This window comes from Aquimarina sp. KJ22-3 (assembly GCF_055808215.1).
The window spans coordinates 304,772-327,479 of the sequence record NZ_CM147859.1; the positions used below are offsets into that span (position 1 = coordinate 304,772).

Genomic DNA, 22,708 nt, shown 5'->3' on the forward strand with positions numbered 1-22,708 from the left:
AAAAACGAACAGTCATGTTTAAGAATCATTTAAAAATAGCTTGGAGAAACATTAGCAAAGACAGGATGTTTACCACTATAAAGATTGGAGGTTTTGCTATTGGTATTGCAGCGTGTATCCTTATCTTCTTGTTCATCAGAGATGAGGTAAGTTATGATACACACAATACGCAAAAGGATCAGGTGTATCGGGTAATTGGTGAGATAATGTTTAATGGAGAAAAAACACAGCATGTATTTTTTCCGTCACCTTTTGCAGAGGCACTCACCAACGATTATCCTGAAATCGTAAAATCCGGAAGATTCCTTAAACATGAACTACTAAGTCCGGTTGGAAAAGAACTGAGAACCCTGGATCAAACACAAAGCAATTTTGAAGAAGAGTTTGTCTTTGTAGATCCTAGCTTATTAGAGATCTTGGATATTCCTTTGGTTTTGGGCGCTAGAGAAAATGCCTTGTCTGCTCCTAATTCGATTGTACTTTCTAAAGAAAAGGCGGACAAATATTTTCCTGAAGGGAATGCACTGGGCAAACAAATTATATTAGACAATGATGTCGAAAACCCATATACTATTGGAGGTGTTATGGGTACCATTTCTTCAAATACGCATTTTAAATATGATTTTTTAGTGACCAAAGCGCATCATGAGTTTTGGGAGGGAGAAAGCACAGATTGGTTGTCTAGCAATTATGCAAATTATGTGTTGGTAAAACCAGGAACAAATATCCCAGCTCTGGAAGAAAAGCTAATGCAAACCTTTGATAAATATGCAGTACCAGCTCTGCAAGGAAACGCGTCCAAAGAGGAAATCCGCGAAATGCGCAATAGCTCTCGATTTATTTTACAACCTGTAACAGATATCCACCTACGTTCTGTAGATATCCATGATAATCTATCACATAGTGATATTCGTTTTGTGTGGTTATTTGGTGGGATTGCTATTTTTATTCTGCTTCTGGCGTGCATCAACTTTATTAATCTTTCTACGGCAAAATCAGCCAATCGTGCGAAAGAGGTAGGACTGCGCAAGACCGTTGGAGCTTTCAGACAAAATCTGGTTACTCAATTTTTGATAGAGTCCGTAATCTTTAGTTGTATTTCATTTGGTTTGGGGGTACTCCTTGCCTGGATTCTACTGCCTTATTTCAATGAAATTGCATCCAAACAGATCATTATCCCATGGGGAGCATTTTGGTTCTTACCGCTTATCATTTTAGCATCGATTCTGGTTGGAATAGTAGCAGGATTATATCCATCATTTTATTTATCCTCGTTTAAACCTGTTGATGTATTGAAAGGTAGTTTGAGTTTGGGGAGTAAGAGTGGAAACCTGCGCAGTGGACTAGTGATTTTTCAGTTTTCGGTATCTGTAATCCTTCTCATAGGAACTTTGGTGATCTACAAACAAATGGATTATATATTAAATAAAGAATTAGGGTTTAATAAAGATCAGGTACTGATCATAAAAGGAACGAATACTTTGGGAGATAAAGTAACTACCCTTAAAAAAGAGTTACTCTTCCTATCTGGAGTTAATCAAGTTTCAGTTAGTGATTACTTGCCTATCACAGAAACCAAAAGAAATGGAAATGCTTTCTGGAAAGAAGGTCGTGTTGGTGAAAATAAAGGGATAGCCGGACAGATGTGGCGTGTTGATGAAGACTATATAAAAACTATGGGGATGAAACTCTCGGAGGGTAGGGATTTTTCTATAGATAGAAGTAGTGATTTAGAGAATGGGGCTATTATTAATGAAAAGATGGTCGAACAATTAGGGTTAACAGACCCTGTAGGTAAAAAAATCACCAATGGCGGGCAAATTTTTGAAGTGATTGGAGTAGTAGAGGACTTTCATTTTGATTCCTTGAGAGAAGCGATACTCCCTCTTTGCATGGCGATAGGGAACAATTCTTCTATCGTTGCGGCTAGAATAAATGGTGACAGTCCTAAGGATTTGATTACATCTATTCAAAAGATTTGGGATGGTTTATCTCCTAATCAAAGCCTCAGGTATACTTTTCTGGATCAGCGATTCGAAATAATGCACAGAGATATACGTAGACTAGGAATTATCTTTAACAGCTTTGCCCTTTTTGCTTTGTTTGTGGCTTGTTTAGGACTATTTGCATTATCTGCTTTTATGGTAGAACAACGAAATAAAGAAATAAGTATCCGTATTGTCCTTGGAGCTTCACATTTTACTATTTACAAATTACTGAGTAAGGACTTTTTGAAACTGGTAGTTATCTCCATTGTGATTGCCTCACCGATTGCATGGTTTGTAATGAAACGATGGTTAGAAGATTTTGAATACAAAGTCCCTCTTAATTGGCAGGTATTTGTTTGGTGTGCTATACTAGTAACCATCATTGCCATCCTTACCGTTAGTTACCAATCCATAAGTGCCACATTTATTAAGCCTTTAAAGAGCTTAAGAACCGAATAAATCATCAAAAAACGTTAGTTATGTTTAAAACTCATTTACTGATTGCTTGGAGAAACCTTAGAAAGAAAAAGGTATTTGCTTTGATCAACATCTTAGGTTTGGCATTAGGATTTGCATGCGGGATACTCATCTTTTTGTTTGTAAATCACCATCTGCAATTTGATAATTTTCATAAAAATGAAGATAGAATTTACCGGGTTGTTACTGAAGAACATCAGGATGGTATAGGATATGAATCTGCTGTACCGCCAGGGTTTGCAAAAGCGTTTCAATCTGATTATGATTTTACCGAAGAAGTAGCTAGTTATTATTACCGAGAAGATTGGCAAATTGACGGCGCAGACGAAAAAAATACGAAACGATTTAAAGAGGACATTGCCTTTTCAGAATCTTCATTTTTCAGAATCTTTGATTTTCCTTTGGTAGATCAACTTAGCGGACGAACACTAGAGGAACCAAACACAGCTTATATTACCCAAAGTTTTGCAACCAAAATGTTTGGAGAGCAGAACCCGTTGGGGCAAAACTTTGTATTAGAGAATCAGGAAACTATTGAGGTAATAGGGGTTCTTAAAGATTTACCGGCAAATTCAATGATCTCCACGGCTATTTTTATATCCTATCCATCGATCAAAGCCTATGATGATTTTATATATAGCGGGAGTTGGGGAGGTATTAATGGTTCATTACGATGTTTTACGTTGTTACGTCCAAATCAGGATATCACTCATATAGAGAAGACACTGATTGAATTGGTAAACAAACATAGACCTAGAAGCAAAAATGTACATCGATATAAGCTTCAATCCTTATCTAATATTCACTTCGATGGTAGATACGATGGTATTAATGTTAGCTTACTTTGGATATTTGGCTTGGTAGGCATATTCTTAATAGCAGTAGCGTGTATCAATTTCATCAACATTTCAACAGCGCAAGCCTTTACCCGTTCAAAAGAAATTGGAATTAAAAAGGTCTTGGGTAGTAATAAAGCACATTTGTTTTGGCAGTTCATTTCAGAGACTTTTATCATCAGTCTTTTTGGAATGCTAATAGGGCTTTTTATCACTGTACTGGTATTGCCTTCATTTAATGCGCTATTCGAATTGGATCTTTCGCTGCAATCATTATTCGATATTAAGGTTGTGGGGTTAGTGCTTGTTTTACTGATATCTGTTTCACTATTTGCAGGAAGCTATCCTGGTATTTTGTTGGCAAGAATTCTACCCACACTTGCTCTAAAAGGAAAACTGAGCCAGAGAGATGCAGGTGGTCAATTTACCCGAAAGATTCTGGTCACTGCACAATTTGTTATTTCTATTCTTTTAATCGTAGGGACCGTGGTAGTTGGTAAACAAATCAACTATGCGGTAAACGCGGATTTGGGGTTTGATAAAGATGCCATCTTAATGCTTAGTGTACCCGAAGATATAGAGCATATTAAGCTCGAAGGTCTTAAAGAACGCATTTTTCAATTACCAGGAGTAGAAAATGTTACTGCTTGTTTGGCAAGTCCTGGAGCTGGATATAACAATTGGGGAACAAGCATAAAATACAACAACAAACCAGAATATGAAGAGTTTTCGATATCAGCAAAAATGGCTGACGATGATTACATCAGTACGTTTGATTTACAATTGGTAGCTGGTAGAAATTTTAGAATGTCGGATTCTATTACCGAGGTGGTAGTCAACGAGAAACTTGCACAGAAACTAGGTTTAGGTTCGCCAGAAGAGTTGATAGGTAAACAACTGGAACTTAACGGAGGGTTTATAAAAGCAACTGTTTCAGGAGTTATAGCCAATTTTCATGACCAAAACTTCCATTTGGATATTAGTCCAGTTTTCATCGCTCCACAAACTAATGCATTTCATGAGATTGCGGTAAAAATTAATGATCAGAATGTAACAAGTACACTTACAGAAATTGAGCAAAAATGGAAACAAGTTTTTCCAAAGTTCATCTATGAGTTTAGTTTTCTTGATGAACGTGTTCAAGATCAATATGAAGAAGAACAACGCCTATTATCTCTTTCAAAATTATTCTCTGGGTTAGCCATTTTTATCAGCTGCTTGGGGCTTTACGGACTGATTTCATTTTTCGTTGCGCAAAGAACAAAAGAGGTTGGAATTCGTAAAGTCTTAGGTAGTGGAGTTTCTGGAATATTAATTCTTTTTGCCAAGGACTTTTGTAAACTAATTCTAATTGCCGGAGCAATCGCTACACCAATCGCCTGGTTTTTTATGAAACGATGGTTGGAGAACTATACCTACCATACCGAAATAAGCTGGTGGGTTTTTGTAATGTCTATTTCGGGATTATTACTGATCACATTGGTAACCATAAGTTATCAAACCATTAAGGCAGCAACTGCAAACCCAACCAAAAGTCTAAGAAGTGAATAATTGTAAATAGGAAACAACATGTTTAAAAATTATATCAAAATAGCGTGGCGTACCCTTTGGAAAAACAAAGGGTTTACTATCCTAAATATTATTGGGCTTTCTGTCGCTTTTGGAGTGGCCATTTTGTTGAGCATGGCTGCTTTTTTTGAGCTTTCTTACGATAATTTTCATGAAAATAAAGGAGAAATCCATCAGCTATATACCCAATGGCAAATTCCTGAAGGATCAGACATTTATATTTCTCAACCTATGCCTTTGGCCAATGCGCTAAAACAAGAGGTGCCAGGGATACATAAAATTTCAAGATATCAAGATGGAAAAATATTGTTACTGAAAGATGAAAAGGAAATAACCGCAGATATCAATTGGGTAGATCCAGATTTTTTGGAGATTTTCTCTTTTCCCATGGAAAAAGGAAATCAAGGGACATGGTTACAAGAAAAAAATACGATTGGCATAACCCATAAAATGGCAAATACCATTTTTGGCACTACGGATGTTATAGGAGAAACGGTGGATCTTTTGATTAGAGGAAGAAAGAGACCTTTTCAGGTTGCTGCGGTTTTACAGGATATTCCGGATAACAGTAGCATGGAGTTCGAGGTAATTACCAATTTCCAAAATTCTCCTCAGTATCAAGACTACAAAGATGAGTGGGATCATTCTAATCATGAAGTATATGTTCGGTTAAGTGAAAGTGTTTCGGTTGCTCAATTTGAAGAAAATACAAGAGCATTTATGAATCTTCATTTTTCTGAAGAAATAGAAAATGCAAAAAGAGATGGATCACCTCTGAATGCAAATGGGGAGTATGTTCAAATGAAATTACACCCCTTTGAAGATCTGTATTTTACAAGTTACAGCGATGGCGAGTTGATAGTGAGTAGAGCATTACCCTATGTTGTACTCAGTATTGCTATGCTCTTGCTATTTATTGCTTGTGTGAACTTTGTGAACATGAGCATTGCCAAAAGTACATCAAGACTGCAAGAAATCGGAATGCGCAAAACATTGGGTGCGGCAAAAAAGCATGTGTTTATGCAGTTTTGGAGTGAGAGTGTTTTGATTTTTATCACCACTTTAATTTTTGGAGGCATCCTAAGCGTGGTTTTTATTGATGAGTTCAAATCTCTATTCAACACAGGAGCTACATTTACAAACACCTTAAGCCTGATTACTATAATCGTGTTGGTTGTGGTATTTTTTATTTTGACCACAGTAGCAGGAGGGTATCCTGCACTTTTACTCAGTAAATTAGGCACACTGCAAGCGTTAAAAGGGAAAATACAAATCAATGGCCGTGATAAAGTAAGAGATGTGTTGATGATTGTTCAATTCGCTATTGTGATTTTATTAATCAGCGGAAGTTTTGTACTACGAGGGCAATTGCGATATATGCAAACCAAAGACTTGGGGTTTAATAAGACACAAGTAATATCAGTACCCCTTAATGGAAAGCAAGGAGGTAATAAAGTGGTAAATCTCCTTAGGGAGGAATTGAAAAACGAACCCAATATTCTTGGGATTACCGGGTCTGATGATAATTTGGGTAGAGGTAGAGATGGAAGCAGATATTCTAGCTCATTGGGGTTCGATTACAAAAATAGACAGGTAGGAACGCATATGTTGGTAGTGGATTACGATTACCTCAACACTTTAGATATTTCTTTACTTTCCGGAAGGACATTTGACCGTGATTTTGCTTCAGATAGTTTATCCGTTGTCATCAATGAATCCATGATCGCAGAGCTTCAGGAACCTGATCCCATAGGAAAAAGACTTGATATCATAAGTGATAGCATTCAACATACGATAGTGGGTGTGGTCAAGGATTTCAATTTCAAAGATTTGGATAGAGAGATTGAACCACTTACCATATTTCTATCTACGCAAAAACAAGTGCGATATGCTTACCTTAAAGTAGCACCTTCTGATATTTCACAAACCTATGATATTATAGAAAAGGCATGGTTAAAACTAGAGCCAAATTCGGAGTTTCTGGGGTCTTTTGTTGATGAAAATATCGATAGAACCTTCAGACGTGAAAGAATTATGATCACCATTATCACCAGCGGAGCTATCATATCCATATTGCTAAGTTGTATTGGTCTTTTGGCCATTTCTTTACTTGTCGTAAACAAACGAACCAAAGAAATCGGAGTTCGAAAAGTAGTAGGCGCCAATGTACCTTCATTGGTGATACTACTAGCCAAGGATTTTATGAAATTGGTGGTGGTTGCCTTTATTATTGTAGTACCTGTAGCCTGGTGGTATGCGAATCAATGGTTAGAGCACTATTCCTATCGAATGGACTTAAATATTGGACTATTTGCGGGAGCTGGAATCGTGGCACTGTTGATCGCATTGACCACGATATCCTTTGGAACTATAAAAGCAGCATTACAAAACCCAGTAAAGAGCCTTAGGACAGAATAATAATTAGGAAAATTAGAATGTATCATGTATACCTTATATTTTAAAATAGCGTTAAGATATCTTTTGAAGAACAAGCTGTATTCATTTATCAATATAGCGGGTTTAGCCATTGGAGTTGCTTCATTTATTCTTTTGATGGTTTATATAAGATACGAGCATAGTTATGACCGTTTCGATGGTTCTGAAAATGTGTACCGGGCCTATATGGACTATCTTGAAGGAGACACGTATGTTGCTGGAGATGCACAAACTTATAATCAGGTAGGACCTACCTTGAAAAAGGAGTTTCAGGAGGTTGTGGATTACGTTCGGTTTTATCGGTTAGGAAAAACAACCTTAAAAAATGAACATCATATTCTTGAAATAAGTGATGGCTGTGTGGCAGACCCTTCTTATTTTGACATTTTCAGTCAGCACCTAAAGTATGGGGATGTTCGTACCGCCTTGTCGGAGCCAAACACCATTGTACTCACGGCGTCATTAGCGCAAACACTTTTTGGAGATCAGAATCCCATAGGTAAGACCCTACAGTTTTTTCAAGGATCTTCGGCTTTGGTAAAGGTTACTGGTGTACTTCCAGATTTGGATCAAAACTCGCATTTTAAAATTGGATATTTAATCTCTTATAATACGCTACCTAATTTGGAGGCTGTTGGAGATAACATTAAACGGCCCAATTGGAATAACAATACGTTCTTTACATATCTAAAAATTGATGAAAAAGCCGATGCCGCTCTTTTGCAAAAAAAGATTGTAGATCGAGGCATGACTGAGGTACAGGATGAGCGTATGAATATCGAGCCTATTGAAGATATTCATTTATACTCTAATAAACCATACGAAGCAGAGGCAAATGGTAGCATTACACGTATCAAATTTCTAACAGCCATTGCATTTATCATATTGATCCTTTCCTGGCTCAACTACATCAATCTGTCGACAACCAAGTCTTTGGAAAGAGCCAAAGAAATAGGAATTAGAAAAGTAGCAGGAGCGCAAAAACAACAGCTTATCGTACAGTCATTGTTGGAGTCTTTTATGCTCAATATGGCAGCAATTATTATTGCCATAATCATAGCGGCACTTATATTACCGATCTACAACGAATTTACAGGAAAAGCACTGCACTTTGAGATGGATATTGTTCAAAAGTTGCTTCCTATTTTGGGGATTATTTTACTGGGTATGATGTTGGCAGGATTATATCCCGCTATTGTGCTTAGTCGCTATACACCTTCAAAAGCATTAAAAGGAAAGGTGCGCACTTCTGCTCAAGGATTACACGTAAGAAAAGCACTGATTATTACTCAGTTTTTGGCGACCATCATACTGCTTATAGGAACTATAGTAGTTACCAAGCAGATTAATTTTATTAATGATCAACCTATTGGTTCTGATTTGAATAATGTATTGGCCATACAAGGCGAAATTCTTACCAACAAATCCGATTCTTTATTGCGAACTGATTTTTCGGTGCTATCTCAGGAACTTAAACAAAATCCCATAGTACTCAGTACAGGTTTATCAAATACGTACCCTGGTGACGGATATGACAATTTATCGTCATTTATGGGCATGACTTATCCTGATGGTACCATAAATGAGCAAAAGGTATGGTATACCTATGAAGCAAATACGGATTATTTTGAGGTTATGGGCATCGAATTTTTGGCTGGGAAAACGTTCAAGGAAACTCCAAAAGGATATAGCAAAGATATTATTGTTAATGCTGAGTTTGTAAAAGAAGTAGGGATTACCAATGTAGAGGAAGCATTGCATAAAAAAGTAAAGTTTTGGGGTCGTGACTGGAATATTGTTGGGATTATCAAAGACTATCATCATTTTGGAGTAAAAAATCCGGTAGAACCCATGGTATTGCGATATACACCAACACGGGATGTGCTATTGGTAAAATTAGACCCAAGTGTTACTTCAGTTTCGGGATACAATACTGCCCTGAATGAAGTGCAAAATACATGGGCTTCTGTTTTCCCTTCGAGTACATTTAATTATACGTTTTTGGATAAGAAATTTCAAAAACAGTACGAAGAAGACAATAAGTTTCGGGATGCTTTTAAAATTTTTACGGCACTGGCCATATTTATCGCGGCATTGGGACTATTTGGTTTGACTTCGTATACGTGTATCCAAAGAAAGAAAGAAATAGGTATCCGTAAAGTTAATGGAGCCAGTATTTTCAAAATATTAAAACTACTCAATATCGATTTTGTGAAATGGGTAGGTGTAGCCTTTTTCATAGCTGTGCCTATTGCATGGTATGCAATGAATGCCTGGTTACAAAACTTTGCCATCAGAACCAGTTTGAGCTGGTGGATCTTTGCGTTAGCAGGAATTATAGCATTGGGAATCACATTGCTTACCGTAAGCTGGCAAAGTTTTACGGCGGCAAGTGCAAATCCTGTAGAAGCGCTACGAGATGAATAAAAAAATCAATCAAAAAACGTAAATCATGCTTAAAAATTATTTCAAGATTATCTGGAGGAATTTGATTAGAGAAAAGCAATTTACTTTTCTAAATATACTAGGCCTTACCATTGGTATTACCAGTTGCTTTATGATTGGTCTGTATGTATATAACGAGTCCACCTACGATACTTTTCACGAAAACGGAGATCGTATCTACAGAGTAAATCAATCCTATATATGGGGAGATTGGAACAAACAGTATGCATCTACAGGGCCTAATGTGGCAGAGGCATTAAAAGCAGATGCTCCAGAGTTCGAAAAGATAACTCGTATGCTCGATGCCGGTGCTCAAACCATGAGACGAAAAAGCGAAAATCAGGATCGAGACCTGTTTAAGGAAGAGAAAGCCTTTTTGGCCGAAGAAAATTTCTTTGAGGTGTTTTCTTTTCAGTTTAAAGAAGGAGATGTTCAGACTGCGCTCAAGGAACCTATGAGTATGGTTATTACCGAAAAAATGGCGCAACGCTATTTTGGAAATGAAGATCCGCTGGGGAAGCAACTCGAGGTAAGAGAATCCAATGATCAATGGAGTACATTTACGGTAACTGCAGTGTTAGAAAATCTACCAAAAAATTCTCATTTAGAGTTTGATGTGTTAATGTCATTATCAACTATCCAAAATAGATTGGATCGACAAAACTGGTTGTGGGCCTGGACAGGTTTTGCTACCTATGGATTGGTAAAAGAAGGAACTAATGTTGAGGTGCTAGAAGATAAGATTCAGGCGATCCCTCCAAAATGGGCAGCGCTTACTACGCAACGATTATTTGATCAGTCTTACGAAGCGTTTACCGCCGAGAATGAATGGAGATTATATCTTCAGCCGTTACGCAATGTCTACCTTTCAAACGATCCCAAGAGTCATCTTTTTGGACCTACTGGGAATCCACAGTTTGTAAAATTGTTTATTGCGATTGGGATTTTGATCCTTTTCTTGTCCAGCATCAATTTTATGAACTTATCTACAGCTCGATCTTCCAAAAGAGCAAAAGAAGTAGGGATTCGAAAAGTACTTGGTTCTGAAAGAGCAAGATTAATCAAACAATTTATTCTAGAATCTACCCTTTTTGTGGCGGTAAGCACTCTTTTTGCTATTGTGCTGGTACAACTTTTTCTAGGAGTGTTTAATTCGATAGCTGATAAGAACTTATCCATGCTACCACTGTTGAGTAATCCTATTTGCATAGGGATTATTCTATTATTTATCCTTGTGTTGGGATTGTTATCCGGGAGTTATCCTGCATTTTATCTTTCGGCATTTCGCCCTATCGAAACCTTAAAAGGGAAAGTGTCTTCAGTATTCAAAGGAAAGAACTTAAGAAATGGATTGGTCGTATTTCAATTTACGGTTTCGATCGCGTTGATCATTTTTGCCTTCTTTGTACAAAAGCAATTGTCGTATACCTCGTCTTTGGATCTTGGGTTGCTAAAAGATAATGTATTACAGATTCATAATTTTGAGCAGTTAGAAGGGAAAGGAGAAACCCTAAAAGAAAAACTACAAGCAAATCCTGCATTTACACACGTCGGAATGTCTTATGGCATCCCTCCTAATGTAACTTCTGGTGATAAATACAGAGCATTTGGACCCGAAAATCCAGCCTTGCATTTTGACGATGTACGAACCGAAGGAGATTTTTGGAGCTCCTGGGAGTGGAGTTTTTGGCAGGCAGAAACTTTGATCCTTTGAGAGAAGCCGATAAATATGGAGTTGTTTTGAATGAGGAAGCCGTAAAGATGTTTGGTTGGGGGAATAAAGAAAACTACCATAATGATTCTCCAGTTGGGAAATATGTGGCTATGACTAATGAAAACGCCAGTAAGATGGAGGTGTTGGGTGTAGTCAAGGATTTTAACTTCAGTTCTACCAAAGAAAAAATTGGGCCACTGGTGATCCTTCATAAGGATAATGATTGGGTATGGAACTATGGTCGAGGTCGCACATATTTGGCGGCACGAATCAACCCACAGACGGTTAGCAATACCGGAGAACTACAAAGTATTATAGATGAGATCCAGCAAGAAATGAAAAAAATGGATGCTTCGGTCTTGTTTGAATACAGCTTTTTGGATCAGGAATTCGAAAATACATTTAGGGCAGAGCAGCAGATGGGTACGGTACTTAATATTTTTACCATATTGGCATTGATTATTGCTTGTTTGGGGCTATTTGGTCTTTCGGCATTCTCCGCAGAACAGCGAGTTAAAGAATTAGGTATACGAAAAGTACTAGGAGCCAAAGTATCAGAGTTGGCCATGTTATTTTCTTCAGAGTTTACCAAGCTGATTATAATTTCGGTGGTGTTGGCTTCACCTTTGGCCTATTTTCTGGTCAAAGAATGGCTCAAAGACTTCGCATATAGCACACCTATAGAATTTTGGGTGTTTGCAACCGCGGCATTAAGTGCAATTGTGATTACCATAGTTACCGTAAGTTTTCAAACCATGAAAATTGCAATGGCAAATCCTGTAGATAGTTTACGAACCGAATAATCAAATTGAAGTAGCGTAATTATGATTAAGAATTATTTCAAAATAGCGTGGAGAAACTTATTAAAGCATAAGTTGTTTTCTTTCATCAATATCTTTGGGCTTGCCGTAGGATTAGCAACTTGTCTTTTACTCACCTTGTACATTATGGACGAGATGAGTTATGATATACACCACAAAGATGCAGATCAGGTATATCGTATTTTTATGGAATCTGCAGATACAGAATTGGCAACTACTGCGGGTCCAATGGCACAGACCTTACAAGATGATTTTCCAGAAATAGCGTTGGCAACAAGGGTACTTAAATTCCCTAATATCGATAAGTTTCTTCTGAAAAATAATAAGGAGAATATCAATCTATACGAAACAAATGGATACTATGTGGATTCTACTTTTTTCGAGGTACTGACCTACGATTTTAAGTATGGTAGTGCGAGTACGGCATTAAATCAACCTAATATGGTAGCGCTTTCTGAAGATGTAGCTCTTAAACTGTTTGGTGATAAAAACCCGATCAACGAGGTCATTGAGATTGAAATACCTTATGGGGTAACCAAATATACGGTGGGAGGAGTATTTCGAAAAGACACGTATAAATCTCATATTAGCGCCAACCTGTTACTATCGATGAAGAACAACGATGTTGGTACCTGGGTGGATAGTCAAGAAGGTATATTAGGTAACAACTTGTTTTACACCTATATTAAACTTAAAAAAGGCAGTGCTGTAGCCAATTTTGAAGCAAAACTTCCGGATTTTACACAAAGACATCTAGGGGCACAATTAGCTGAAAGTAATTTTGAAAGAAGCTACTTTACACAACCTTTGAAAGACATTTACTTAAAATCCAATATGCAGTGGGAGCTTTCGGCAAATGGGAGTATGACCTACATCTATATTTTTAGTGCCATTGCTGCATTTTTATTATTGATTGCATGTGTAAACTTTATGAACTTATCTACGGCAAGGTCCGAAAAGAGAGCCAGAGAGGTGGGAGTGCGAAAGGTATTGGGAGCTAAGAAAAAAGTATTGATTTTTCAGTTTTTCGGAGAGTCTTTATTACTATGTTTGTTAGCACTATTGATTGCACTGACATTGGTATGGACGCTGTTGCCAATTTTTAATACACTTACCAATAAAGAACTAGATCTTTTTGCACATCCAGGTATTTTATTCATTATTTTCGGATTAACGATACTTACTAGTGTGCTGTCTGGTCTGTATCCGGCATTATATCTATCTTCCTTTGCTCCGGTTACGGTGCTGAAAGGTGCTTTGGTGAATTCCATCTCGGCAAAAACTATAAGAAAGGGATTAGTTATTTTTCAGTTCACCGTATCGGCAGCGTTGATATTGGTTTCGGGAATGATTTGGCAGCAAATGAACTTTTTAAAAGATAAAGATTTAGGGTTCAAAAAAGAACATCAATTGCTCATACCACTTCGAAGCCCAGAAGCGGCACAAAGCTATACTACCTTTAAGACAGAACTTCTAAAAAGTCCTAATGTGGTTTCTGCCAGTGCTGGAGATTCTTATCCAGGATTACATGTTATTAGTGATAATGCTTTTTATGCAGAGGGTAAGACGATTCAGGATAATGTGTATACACGATATGGGCAAGTGGCAGAGGGGTATATAGAAACGTTAGGATATAAGTTATTATACGGTAGAGCATTCTCAAAAAATAGTGCTAATGATTCACTTTCGATTATTCTTAATAAAACTGCGGTCGAACAAATTGGATATACTCCAGAAACGGCAGTGGGTCGCAAAGTGTTTTATGGAAATGCAGAGAATAAGAGTTACTTAGAGATTATCGGGGTGATCGAAGATTTCAACTTCAAAAGCCTTCACGAACCCATAGCTCCTTATGGCTTGCTCACTCTAGGCCAGGCAAATCCAAATTATTTTGTGGTTACCCTAAATCAAACCAATTTTGCTTCAGGCATAAAAGAGGTACAAACACTATGGGAACGATTACATCCAAATGTTCCATTCGAGTATTCATTTTTGGACGAGGATTTCTATCGTAATTATGCAGCAGAGCAACGGGTTTCTAAAGTAGTTTTTTGGTTTATGTTTATAGCCATCTTTATTGCTTGTATAGGTTTGTTTGGGTTGGCTTCTTTTACTACCGAACAACGTAAAAAAGAAGTAGGAATACGAAGAGTACTGGGAGCTTCAGTTTTGGGGATTACCTCATTACATCTCAAAGACTTTTTGAAATTAGTATTTACGGCCATGTTGGTTGCGAGCCCGTTGGCGTACTACATTGGAAATAGATGGTTAGAAAACTTTGCCTACAAAATTGAAATCAGTTGGGTACACTTTGTGGTCGCTACCTTATTAGCGGTGTGTATCGCCATTTCTACAGTTGGATTTCATGTAGTAAAGGCAGCTTTATCCAATCCAACAAAGAGTTTACGAACAGAGTAAATAGAATATAAAATTTTACAAATATGCTTTTACAACTAAATAATATATCAAAATGGGTACATTCTGGAGGTCAAAAAGTTTATCTATTAAAGGATATTAGCTTTTGGGTAAACGAAGGAGATTTTATCTCGATTATGGGGCCATCAGGATCAGGAAAATCTACACTGCTTAATGTGATGGGAATGTTGGATGATTTTAATGAAGGAGAGTATACTTTCCTGGATGAATCTGTACATAATTTAAAAGAAAAACATCGCGCCAATCTCTACAAGCAATATATCGGATTTGTTTTTCAATCGTATCATTTGATAGATGAACTTACGGTAAAAGAAAACCTGGAAATGCCATTGCTTTACAAAAAGTATAGTGGTTCAGAGCGCAAAGCCATGGTGGCAGATATGTTGGACCGCTTTAATATTGTGGGCAAAAAGGATCTTTTTCCTACCCAGTTAAGTGGTGGGCAACAGCAATTGGTGGGGATTGCCAGGGCATTGATTGCAAGCCCGAAGTTGATATTGGCAGACGAACCTACCGGTAACTTAAACTCAAAACAAGGAGAGGAGATTATGGATATCTTTACCCTACTCAACAAAGAGGGTGTAACCATTATTCAGGTGACTCATTCTGAAAAAAATATGGCTTACGGATCGAGGGTAATCAACTTATTAGATGGTAGTATCGAATAAAATCAAGAAGTTCCTTCCTGAACAAAGCAGGAAGGAACTATAAAATGATGATTATTCACTATCTGGTGAAGCAGTAAACTGTTTGATCGCAGAATTGGGCTCAATGATATTATAACCTTTCCAAAATTCTGGATCGTAGCTAGATAGGTATTGCGGTTTTATCTTATTGTTTTCTTTACTATTCTTGTAATCAGCTTCACTTAGTTTTTCAGAATCAAACACCACAATTTCATACTTACGTTTATAGGTATTTACGGCATCGATACCAAGTGAGAGCTCATTTTGCTTACGTCTTCCTTTTACGTGTTTGTTTTTTTCGATTACTTTAAGCGGTCTGTCGAATCCAAAGAAACCACCACGATACATTTCCATATATTTCAGATCGTATTTATTGTTGGCTCCTTTGGTGAATCCCATTTTTGCACGATATAGGTTATCTTGATACTGAACCCCAAATAGCTTGAAGTTTTTAAGATTTCTGGCATTTTGGTAATCCGCTCGAACAATGGCAAAGTCTTCGGTATTTACGTAGAGAGTTCCTTTAAAATCTTCGTTACGTTTGGGCTCGAATTTAATGATGTATACACTATGATCATCAATATAGGTATAGTCTACCAATTCAAATTCGTATCTCCCTGATTTATTGATAAAATTGGACATTACTCCATCGTTAAAAAACAAGCTCGACATCAAACTCTCTAGACCTTGTTTTCTGTATTTCAGAAATTTGCTTTTATCCTCTTTTTTGTCTTGTTTGTCCATTTCATCTTTTACCGCCTGGGCATCCTCGGTTTGTTCTAAGATAGAATCTACCTGTACTTTGGTTCCAAACAATCCAGACTTAATCTTTAAGTAAGAATCTCGTTTTACATTTTCTTTAAAAATGGTTTCCATACGCTTGGTCATAGCATCTAGCGATACGGTTTTATTCTTATCATATAGCTCTGCCGCTTTGGTAATATGTAGTTTTTGCTTGTCAAAATCTCCGTATAGATCACATAGGATTTCGGTGTAGTAAGAGGATTGCCTCGGAATGAGAGAGACTACGCTATCGATCAATTTTTTGTTTAACTCTTTGATGGTAGATTTTTTAAAATCTACATTCATTTTTTTAAGCGTATTAAACTCAGATTCTCTAAAGAATAGCCTCTTCTTGGATAGCTCGGTGTTGTAGTTTTCACTGATCTTATCCTTTACGTTATCCATGATTTCGTCTATGGTAAGGTTTTTATTTGAAATAAAGACACTTTTTAACTCAATAGCTTTTGGAGGAAGATAGATGATACTATCGGTATCTTTTGAAATTGCGATGGCTAATTTTTCATATCCCATTGAAGAGATATAAATAGAATCTACATCTTTTAGTGTTTCATCAATAGTAAGACTAAAACGTCCTTCTTCGTTGGTGATGATTCCTTGATTTTCGGAAAGCTGTACAGTAGCAAAGGGTACAGGTTCATTGGTTTTTTGATCCAAAACTTTAGAACTAATCGTTTGTCCCATAACCAAATGGGAACCGAAAAATAAAAAGCAAGAAAGTAAAATTGGTTGACGAAATATCATAGTGTCAAAATTTGTTGATTAAAAGTCTTATTAGCTAAGACGTAATTTCTATCAAAAAGGTTGCCAGAACCATAAAGAAGACTTTTTTGAAAGGAAATTGTTACATGCTTTTTATCAAAAAAGAAACAGCCACTATCTAGTGACTGTTTTTAGGGGTATGACGATATGTAATCTTGGGGCTCAATATGTTAGGGCTAGTCTTATGTTTCTTTTTAGAGGCAACTCTCGGTTACTTACTTTATGTTTCACAAAACAAAACCGTTTTTTTATTTCTATGGTATAAAAGTAGTCCATTCATTGTTGATAAACAGTTGGTTTGGGGTGAGGTCCGGTTTGCTGTCGACGAATGGTAGGATTGCTGTCGATGAAGCAAAACACTCCAGATACAGATATCTGTAAGGATATCAAAAAGGGAACTCCTAGTTTTGCTTTGGGATTTTGATGAGTAAGGGAAAAATCATCAAAACTTTAACACTCTAATGCGGTAGAGTTTCAAAATATGAAACTGGCGTGTAGTACTATTGCATCAAAAGATATAAAGATCTATTACAATTATTTGTGTTTAGATTGTGAATCACAAGGGATAAGTTTTATTAGGAGTAGGCACCAAAAGAGAAAAAATCTCTTCTTATCCCTTTTTGATTCAATTACTATTGGAGAAAACAAATTGTAAGGAATTTTAAAAGACATGCAAAGCAAGATATTTTTGATTGTATTTCTATTTTTTGTGGGATACAGTGTAGAAGCACAATTAACCGATGGTCCTATTGATGGGGGCGGTGGTACCACCAAATATTATTACGATGGAGATAGAGATGGCTATGGTAATCCTAATTCGGCCTATGTCACTACCCCTACCACCAACTATGTAGCTAATAATACGGATTGTAATGACGGTAATGCGGCGATCAATCCTACTACAAGGTGGTATTATGATGGTGATGGCGATGGTAGAGGGCGTACCAGTCCTATGAAGATCCAGTGTGCTAAGCCTACCAATTACGTATTGTATAATGACGATCGGGATGATAACAATATCCACATCACTCATATCGCTCCTCGTTACTTTTATAGAGATGGGGATAACGACACCTTTGGTAATCCCAACAACAGGGTATACCGTAGTGTTCGTCCCGGGGGTTATGTGACTAACAATCTGGATTGTAATGATGGTAATGCATCTATTAATCCCAACAAGGTTTGGTATCGCGATTGGGATAAAGATGGTCGAGGTAATGCTACTGTTACCACAAAGAGCTGTACGCAACCATCAGGTTATGTAAGTAACAATGATGATATCAATGATGGGGATAAATGGATCACCAACATCCCACCACGTTATTTTTATAGAGATGTAGATAAGGACACTTATGGATCTCCTGCAGTAGCAGATCGTTTGTATCGTAGTGTTCGTCCAAGTGGTTATGTAACCAATAACCTGGATTGTAGAGATGATGTAAAAGCGATCAATCCTACCACCAAATGGTATAAAGATGGAGATGGAGACCAGAGAGGAAACGCATCGATTAGTGTTACCCAGTGTGATCAACCATTGGGATATGTACTAACCAGCGATGATATTGATGATGGTGATGAGTTTATCACTCATATTCCACCGAAGCACTTTTACAGAGATGCAGATAATGATACCTATGGTAATCCTGTGTTTCACTATTATCGTAGTGCACCCCCAGTAGATCAGTATACCTATGTGACCAATGATGATGATTATAACGATAGTGATGAGTATATCACCAATATCGCTCCTAAGAACTTTTACAGAGATGTAGACACCGATACTTATGGAGACCCTAATGTGAGATACTACCGCAGTGCTGCTCCAACAGATAGTTATACGTATGTACTTAATGGTAATGACTATGATGATAGCACAGAGTTTATCACCAACATTGCACCGAAGCATTTTTATAGAGATGTAGATACCGACACCTTTGGAGATCCAAACGCTCATTTTTATTACAGTACTGCTCCCAGTGATGGCTATACTTATGTGCTTAATGGAGATGATTGTAATGACACTAACCCTAATATCCACCCCAATACAGTTTGGTATAGAGATGGGGACAATGATGGTTTTGGTGATCCTGGTGATTCGCAAACTGGATGTGTTCCACCTACGGGGTATGTCACTGATAATACAGATCAGTGTCCTGGAGTATATGGAGAGGAGATGGGATGTACAGGTATCCCACACAGTCTTAGCTTATCAGATACGGAAAGTTATGTATTTACCCGTACTTACCAAACCCCAATGAGTTCACCTAGTGAGATACAGGTGAATAAGGATGTGATAGAGACAGTAACGTATTTTGACGGACTGGGAAGACCTAAACAACAAACGGCCATCAAAGGATCTCCTACTCAAAAAGACATTATTACTCATATGGAGTATGATGAGGTGGGTAGACAAGCCAAGCAGTATTTACCTTTTGCCAAGGCAAACCAAGGTAGTTATACTGCGGTAAATATCACGAATGATATCAACCAGTATTACTTAGACACTTATGCAGCAGACTTTGCAGGGATCACTAACCCAGCACAAGTAAATGCCTATAGTGAGACAATCTTTGAGGATTCTCCATTAAATAGAGCACTAGAACAAGGCGCTCCAGGGAAAGACTGGAAGGTAGACCCTAATAGTGATACTGATCATACGATCAAGTTTGATTGGAGACACAACATAGCGAATGAAGTAGTACGTTTTGATGTGGACTTTACCAATAATGATACCGAAAAGCCGGTATTATCACAAAACGGGTACTATGCTATCAATGAGTTGTATGTAAGTATCACCAAGGATGAGAACTGGACACAGGCTGATGGGGATAACCATACTACTAGAGAGTATAAAGACAAACAAGACAGAGTAGTACTAAAACGCACATTTGCTTCGACAAGCTCAGTTACAGCAGAAGCACATGACACCTATTATGTCTATGATGATTTTGGTAATCTAAGTTTTGTACTACCACCAAAAGTGACGATTACCGATGGTGTTTCTAACACCGAGCTTGCCGAACTCTGTTATCAATACAAATACGATTACAGAAACCGATTGGTTGAAAAGAAGATCCCTGGTAAAGGATGGGAGTATATTGTGTATAACAAACTGGATCAACCGGTAATGACTCAGGATGCAAATCTAAGGAGCAAGAACCAATGGTTGTTTACCAAATACGACAGACATGGTCGTGTTGCTTATACAGGTTTGATAGGCAATAGTAGTGATCGTATCCCTATGCAAGAATCTGCGGATAACACGGTAGTGTATACCCAACATGAAAGCAAACAAAGCAGTGCACAGACCATAGCAGGTACCACGATATATTATAGTAACAATGCCATCCCACAAGGGATTGCAGAAATCCATACGATCAACTACTATGATGATTATAATTTTGATCGTCATGGTATGGACAAGCCTGCAAGTGTATATGGGGTAACGACTACAGATCAAGTAAGAAGCTTACCTACAGGAACCAAGGTACGAGTATTGGATACCAATAACTGGATTACTACAGTTACGGCTTATGACAATAAAGGAAGAGCGATTTGGATAGGAAATAGAAACCATTACTTAAGTACGATCGATAAGACTTCGATAAAACTGGACTTTACCGGTAGAGTAGAAGAGACGACTACGTCCCATGTTAAAAACGGAAGTACTCCTTTGATCACAGTAGATACCTTTACCTATGATCATACAGGGAGACTGCTTACCCAAACCCAAAAGATCAATGATCAGGATGTAGAGTTGATTGTAAACAACACCTATGATGAATTAGGACAACTGGTCAGCAAGAAAGTGGGCGGTACTTCGACTACGCTCAGCACCCAAGGAACCCTGAGCGGAGCCGAAGGGTTACAGCAAGTAGATTACACTTACAACATCAGAGGATGGTTAAAAACGATCAATGATCCTAACAATTTAGGGGGTGATCTATTTGCCTTTGGGATCAATTACAATACCACTACAGAGAACTTGTATGCAAGTAAGTTATACAATGGAAACATTAGTGAGACGATTTGGAGAACGGCCAATGATAATACCAAAAGAGCCTATGGATATCGTTATGATGCGTTAAACCGTTTTATAGCAGCTACCGATAATGATAACAAATATGTAGTGTCTAGTATTACCTACGATAAGATGGGGAATATAGAATCTTTAGCTAGAAACGGTTGGCAGAACAGTGCAAGTTATGGCAATATGGATGTATTGGTCTATGACTATGATAGCGGTAACAAACTCCAAAAAGTAACAGATACTGGAAACAAGGACTATGGCTTTAAAGATGGTACTAACACCAACGATGATTTTGAGTATGATGCTAATGGCAACATGATCATAGACCGCAACAAAGGGATCTCGGCGATTACCTATAATCACTTAAACTTACCAGAAACTGTTTCGATCAGTAATAGTGAGGGTACAGGAACAATTGCTTATATTTACGACGCCACTGGAGCGAAACAAAAAAAGATCGTAACAGAGGGAAGTTCTATAACAACGGAGTATGCCGGTAACTATGTATACAAAAACGGGAATCTAGAATTCTTTAACCAAGCTGAAGGGATTGTAGAAAAAGAAGCCGATGGGTATAAGTATGTCTATCAATTTAAGGATCATTTAGGAAATATAAGACTTTCTTATAAAGATGCTGATAAAAATGGTTTTGTTGTTCAAAGTGAAATTGTTCAAGAGAAGAACTACTATCCTTTTGGATTGACACATAAAGGGTATAATGAGGTGCTTAGAGGTAAGAATCACATCTATGGGTTTGGGAATAAGGAGGAACAAGATGAAATAGGCTTAGAGTGGCAAGATTTTGGAGCACGTAATTATAATGCTTCTTTAGGACGTTGGATGAATATTGATCCGTTGGCTGAGAAGTATATGTCTTATAGTACTTATTCGTTTGTTGCTGGAAATCCAATTCGCAATATAGAGGTAGATGGTAGATATTGGGTTGGAACCAACGGCAAAAGAGTAAAGGTGAGACAGAGAAAAGATGGCACTTTAAAATTAGGCCGTAATGCTTCTGCTGATTTGAGACGATATGCATCCCTGATTAATAGGTCAGGAAGTAAAACAGCAACAAATCAATTTATTACCGTGGCAAATAATAAAACCAAAGTCAATTTTAAAACTGTTAAGGAGAAGGCGAATGTTGGTAAATTAGGATATCATCAGGCTCATGATGCTAATGGCAATCCCTTAGAGTGGGATAGTGCAAGTGGAGATGAAACAATTGGCAAGTTTAAAGGTGAAATAGCTTATATACAGAATGATGATGGAAGTTTTGAATATAAAGAGGCAACAATTACTATGTATGAAGGCGATATAGGCGAAAGACAACTTGATTACCATAGTAAAAAATATGGAGATGGTTCAAAAATTTCAAAAGAAACAGGACTTGTTTCAATATTTACACATGAGGGGTTCCATAATACGGATCGGAAAACAATTAATGCTTTAAAAACGAGACAAGAAGGTGGAACAGACCCTTACCCAGTGGAATCTTCAGCATACGATCAAAATAGAAAAGTCCTTAAAGAAATTAAAGAAAATCAACAGCAATGAAAATAAAAATGTCAATAATTGCAACAATTTTATTTCTGTTTTCTTGCAAGACTACAAATAATGTAGGCTTGGATAAGGAAATGGTAAAATGCTCAATAAACAAAACAGAGGTCAATCGCTTTATTAGTTTTCTTAATAAAGTAATTCCGG

General features: G+C 37.4%; 10 protein-coding genes. 9 read left to right on the top strand and 1 reads right to left on the bottom strand.

The window, feature by feature from the left end; genetic code table 11:
• The first annotated feature begins 14 nt into the window (after positions 1-14).
• The 8 genes from AC0L3Q_RS01330 to AC0L3Q_RS01365 are packed head-to-tail and all read left to right on the top strand — an operon-like array spanning position 15 to position 15,390.
• Positions 15-2,447, top strand: coding sequence for an ABC transporter permease (locus AC0L3Q_RS01330; RefSeq protein ID WP_473284420.1), 2,433 nt, complete (start codon positions 15-17; stop codon positions 2,445-2,447).
• A 20-nt stretch (positions 2,448-2,467) separates the two neighbouring features.
• Positions 2,468-4,852 carry an ABC transporter permease gene (locus tag AC0L3Q_RS01335; protein ID WP_473284422.1) on the top strand — a complete coding sequence of 795 codons (2,385 nt, stop codon included), beginning with the start codon at positions 2,468-2,470 and terminating at the stop codon, positions 4,850-4,852.
• 18 nt (positions 4,853-4,870) lie between these two features.
• Positions 4,871-7,288 carry an ABC transporter permease gene (locus AC0L3Q_RS01340; RefSeq protein WP_473284424.1) on the top strand — a complete coding sequence of 806 codons (2,418 nt, stop codon included), beginning with the start codon at positions 4,871-4,873 and terminating at the stop codon, positions 7,286-7,288.
• Between the two features lie 24 nt (positions 7,289-7,312).
• Positions 7,313-9,733, top strand: coding sequence for an ABC transporter permease (locus tag AC0L3Q_RS01345; RefSeq protein WP_473284426.1), 2,421 nt, complete (start codon positions 7,313-7,315; stop codon positions 9,731-9,733).
• Between the two features lie 25 nt (positions 9,734-9,758).
• Complete coding sequence (locus AC0L3Q_RS01350) at positions 9,759-11,465, top strand: ABC transporter permease (RefSeq protein ID WP_473284428.1); 1,707 nt, start codon at positions 9,759-9,761, stop codon at positions 11,463-11,465.
• Complete coding sequence (locus AC0L3Q_RS01355) at positions 11,414-12,268, top strand: ABC transporter permease (RefSeq protein WP_473284430.1); 855 nt, start codon at positions 11,414-11,416, stop codon at positions 12,266-12,268. Before AC0L3Q_RS01350 ends, AC0L3Q_RS01355 begins: the two co-directional genes overlap by 52 nt.
• Positions 12,269-12,289: 21 nt before the next feature.
• Positions 12,290-14,704 (top strand): ABC transporter permease, encoded by a 2,415-nt coding sequence (locus AC0L3Q_RS01360; protein WP_473284432.1) that lies wholly within the window; start codon positions 12,290-12,292, stop codon positions 14,702-14,704.
• Positions 14,705-14,727: 23 nt separating this feature from the next.
• Entirely contained in the window at positions 14,728-15,390 is a 663-nt protein-coding gene (locus tag AC0L3Q_RS01365) for an ABC transporter ATP-binding protein (RefSeq protein ID WP_473284434.1), read from the top strand.
• A 51-nt stretch (positions 15,391-15,441) separates the two neighbouring features.
• On the opposite strand, the gene AC0L3Q_RS01370 is transcribed toward AC0L3Q_RS01365, so the two are convergent.
• A complete protein-coding gene (locus AC0L3Q_RS01370) occupies positions 15,442-16,953 on the bottom strand; it encodes a carboxypeptidase-like regulatory domain-containing protein (RefSeq protein WP_473284436.1) in 1,512 nt (503 codons plus the stop codon).
• Positions 16,954-17,641: 688 nt separating this feature from the next.
• Between AC0L3Q_RS01370 and AC0L3Q_RS01375 the strand changes: the two genes are divergently transcribed.
• Positions 17,642-22,558, top strand: a complete 4,917-nt coding sequence (locus AC0L3Q_RS01375; RefSeq protein ID WP_473284438.1) for a DUF6443 domain-containing protein — start codon at positions 17,642-17,644, stop codon at positions 22,556-22,558.
• The last annotated feature ends 150 nt before the right edge of the window (positions 22,559-22,708 follow it).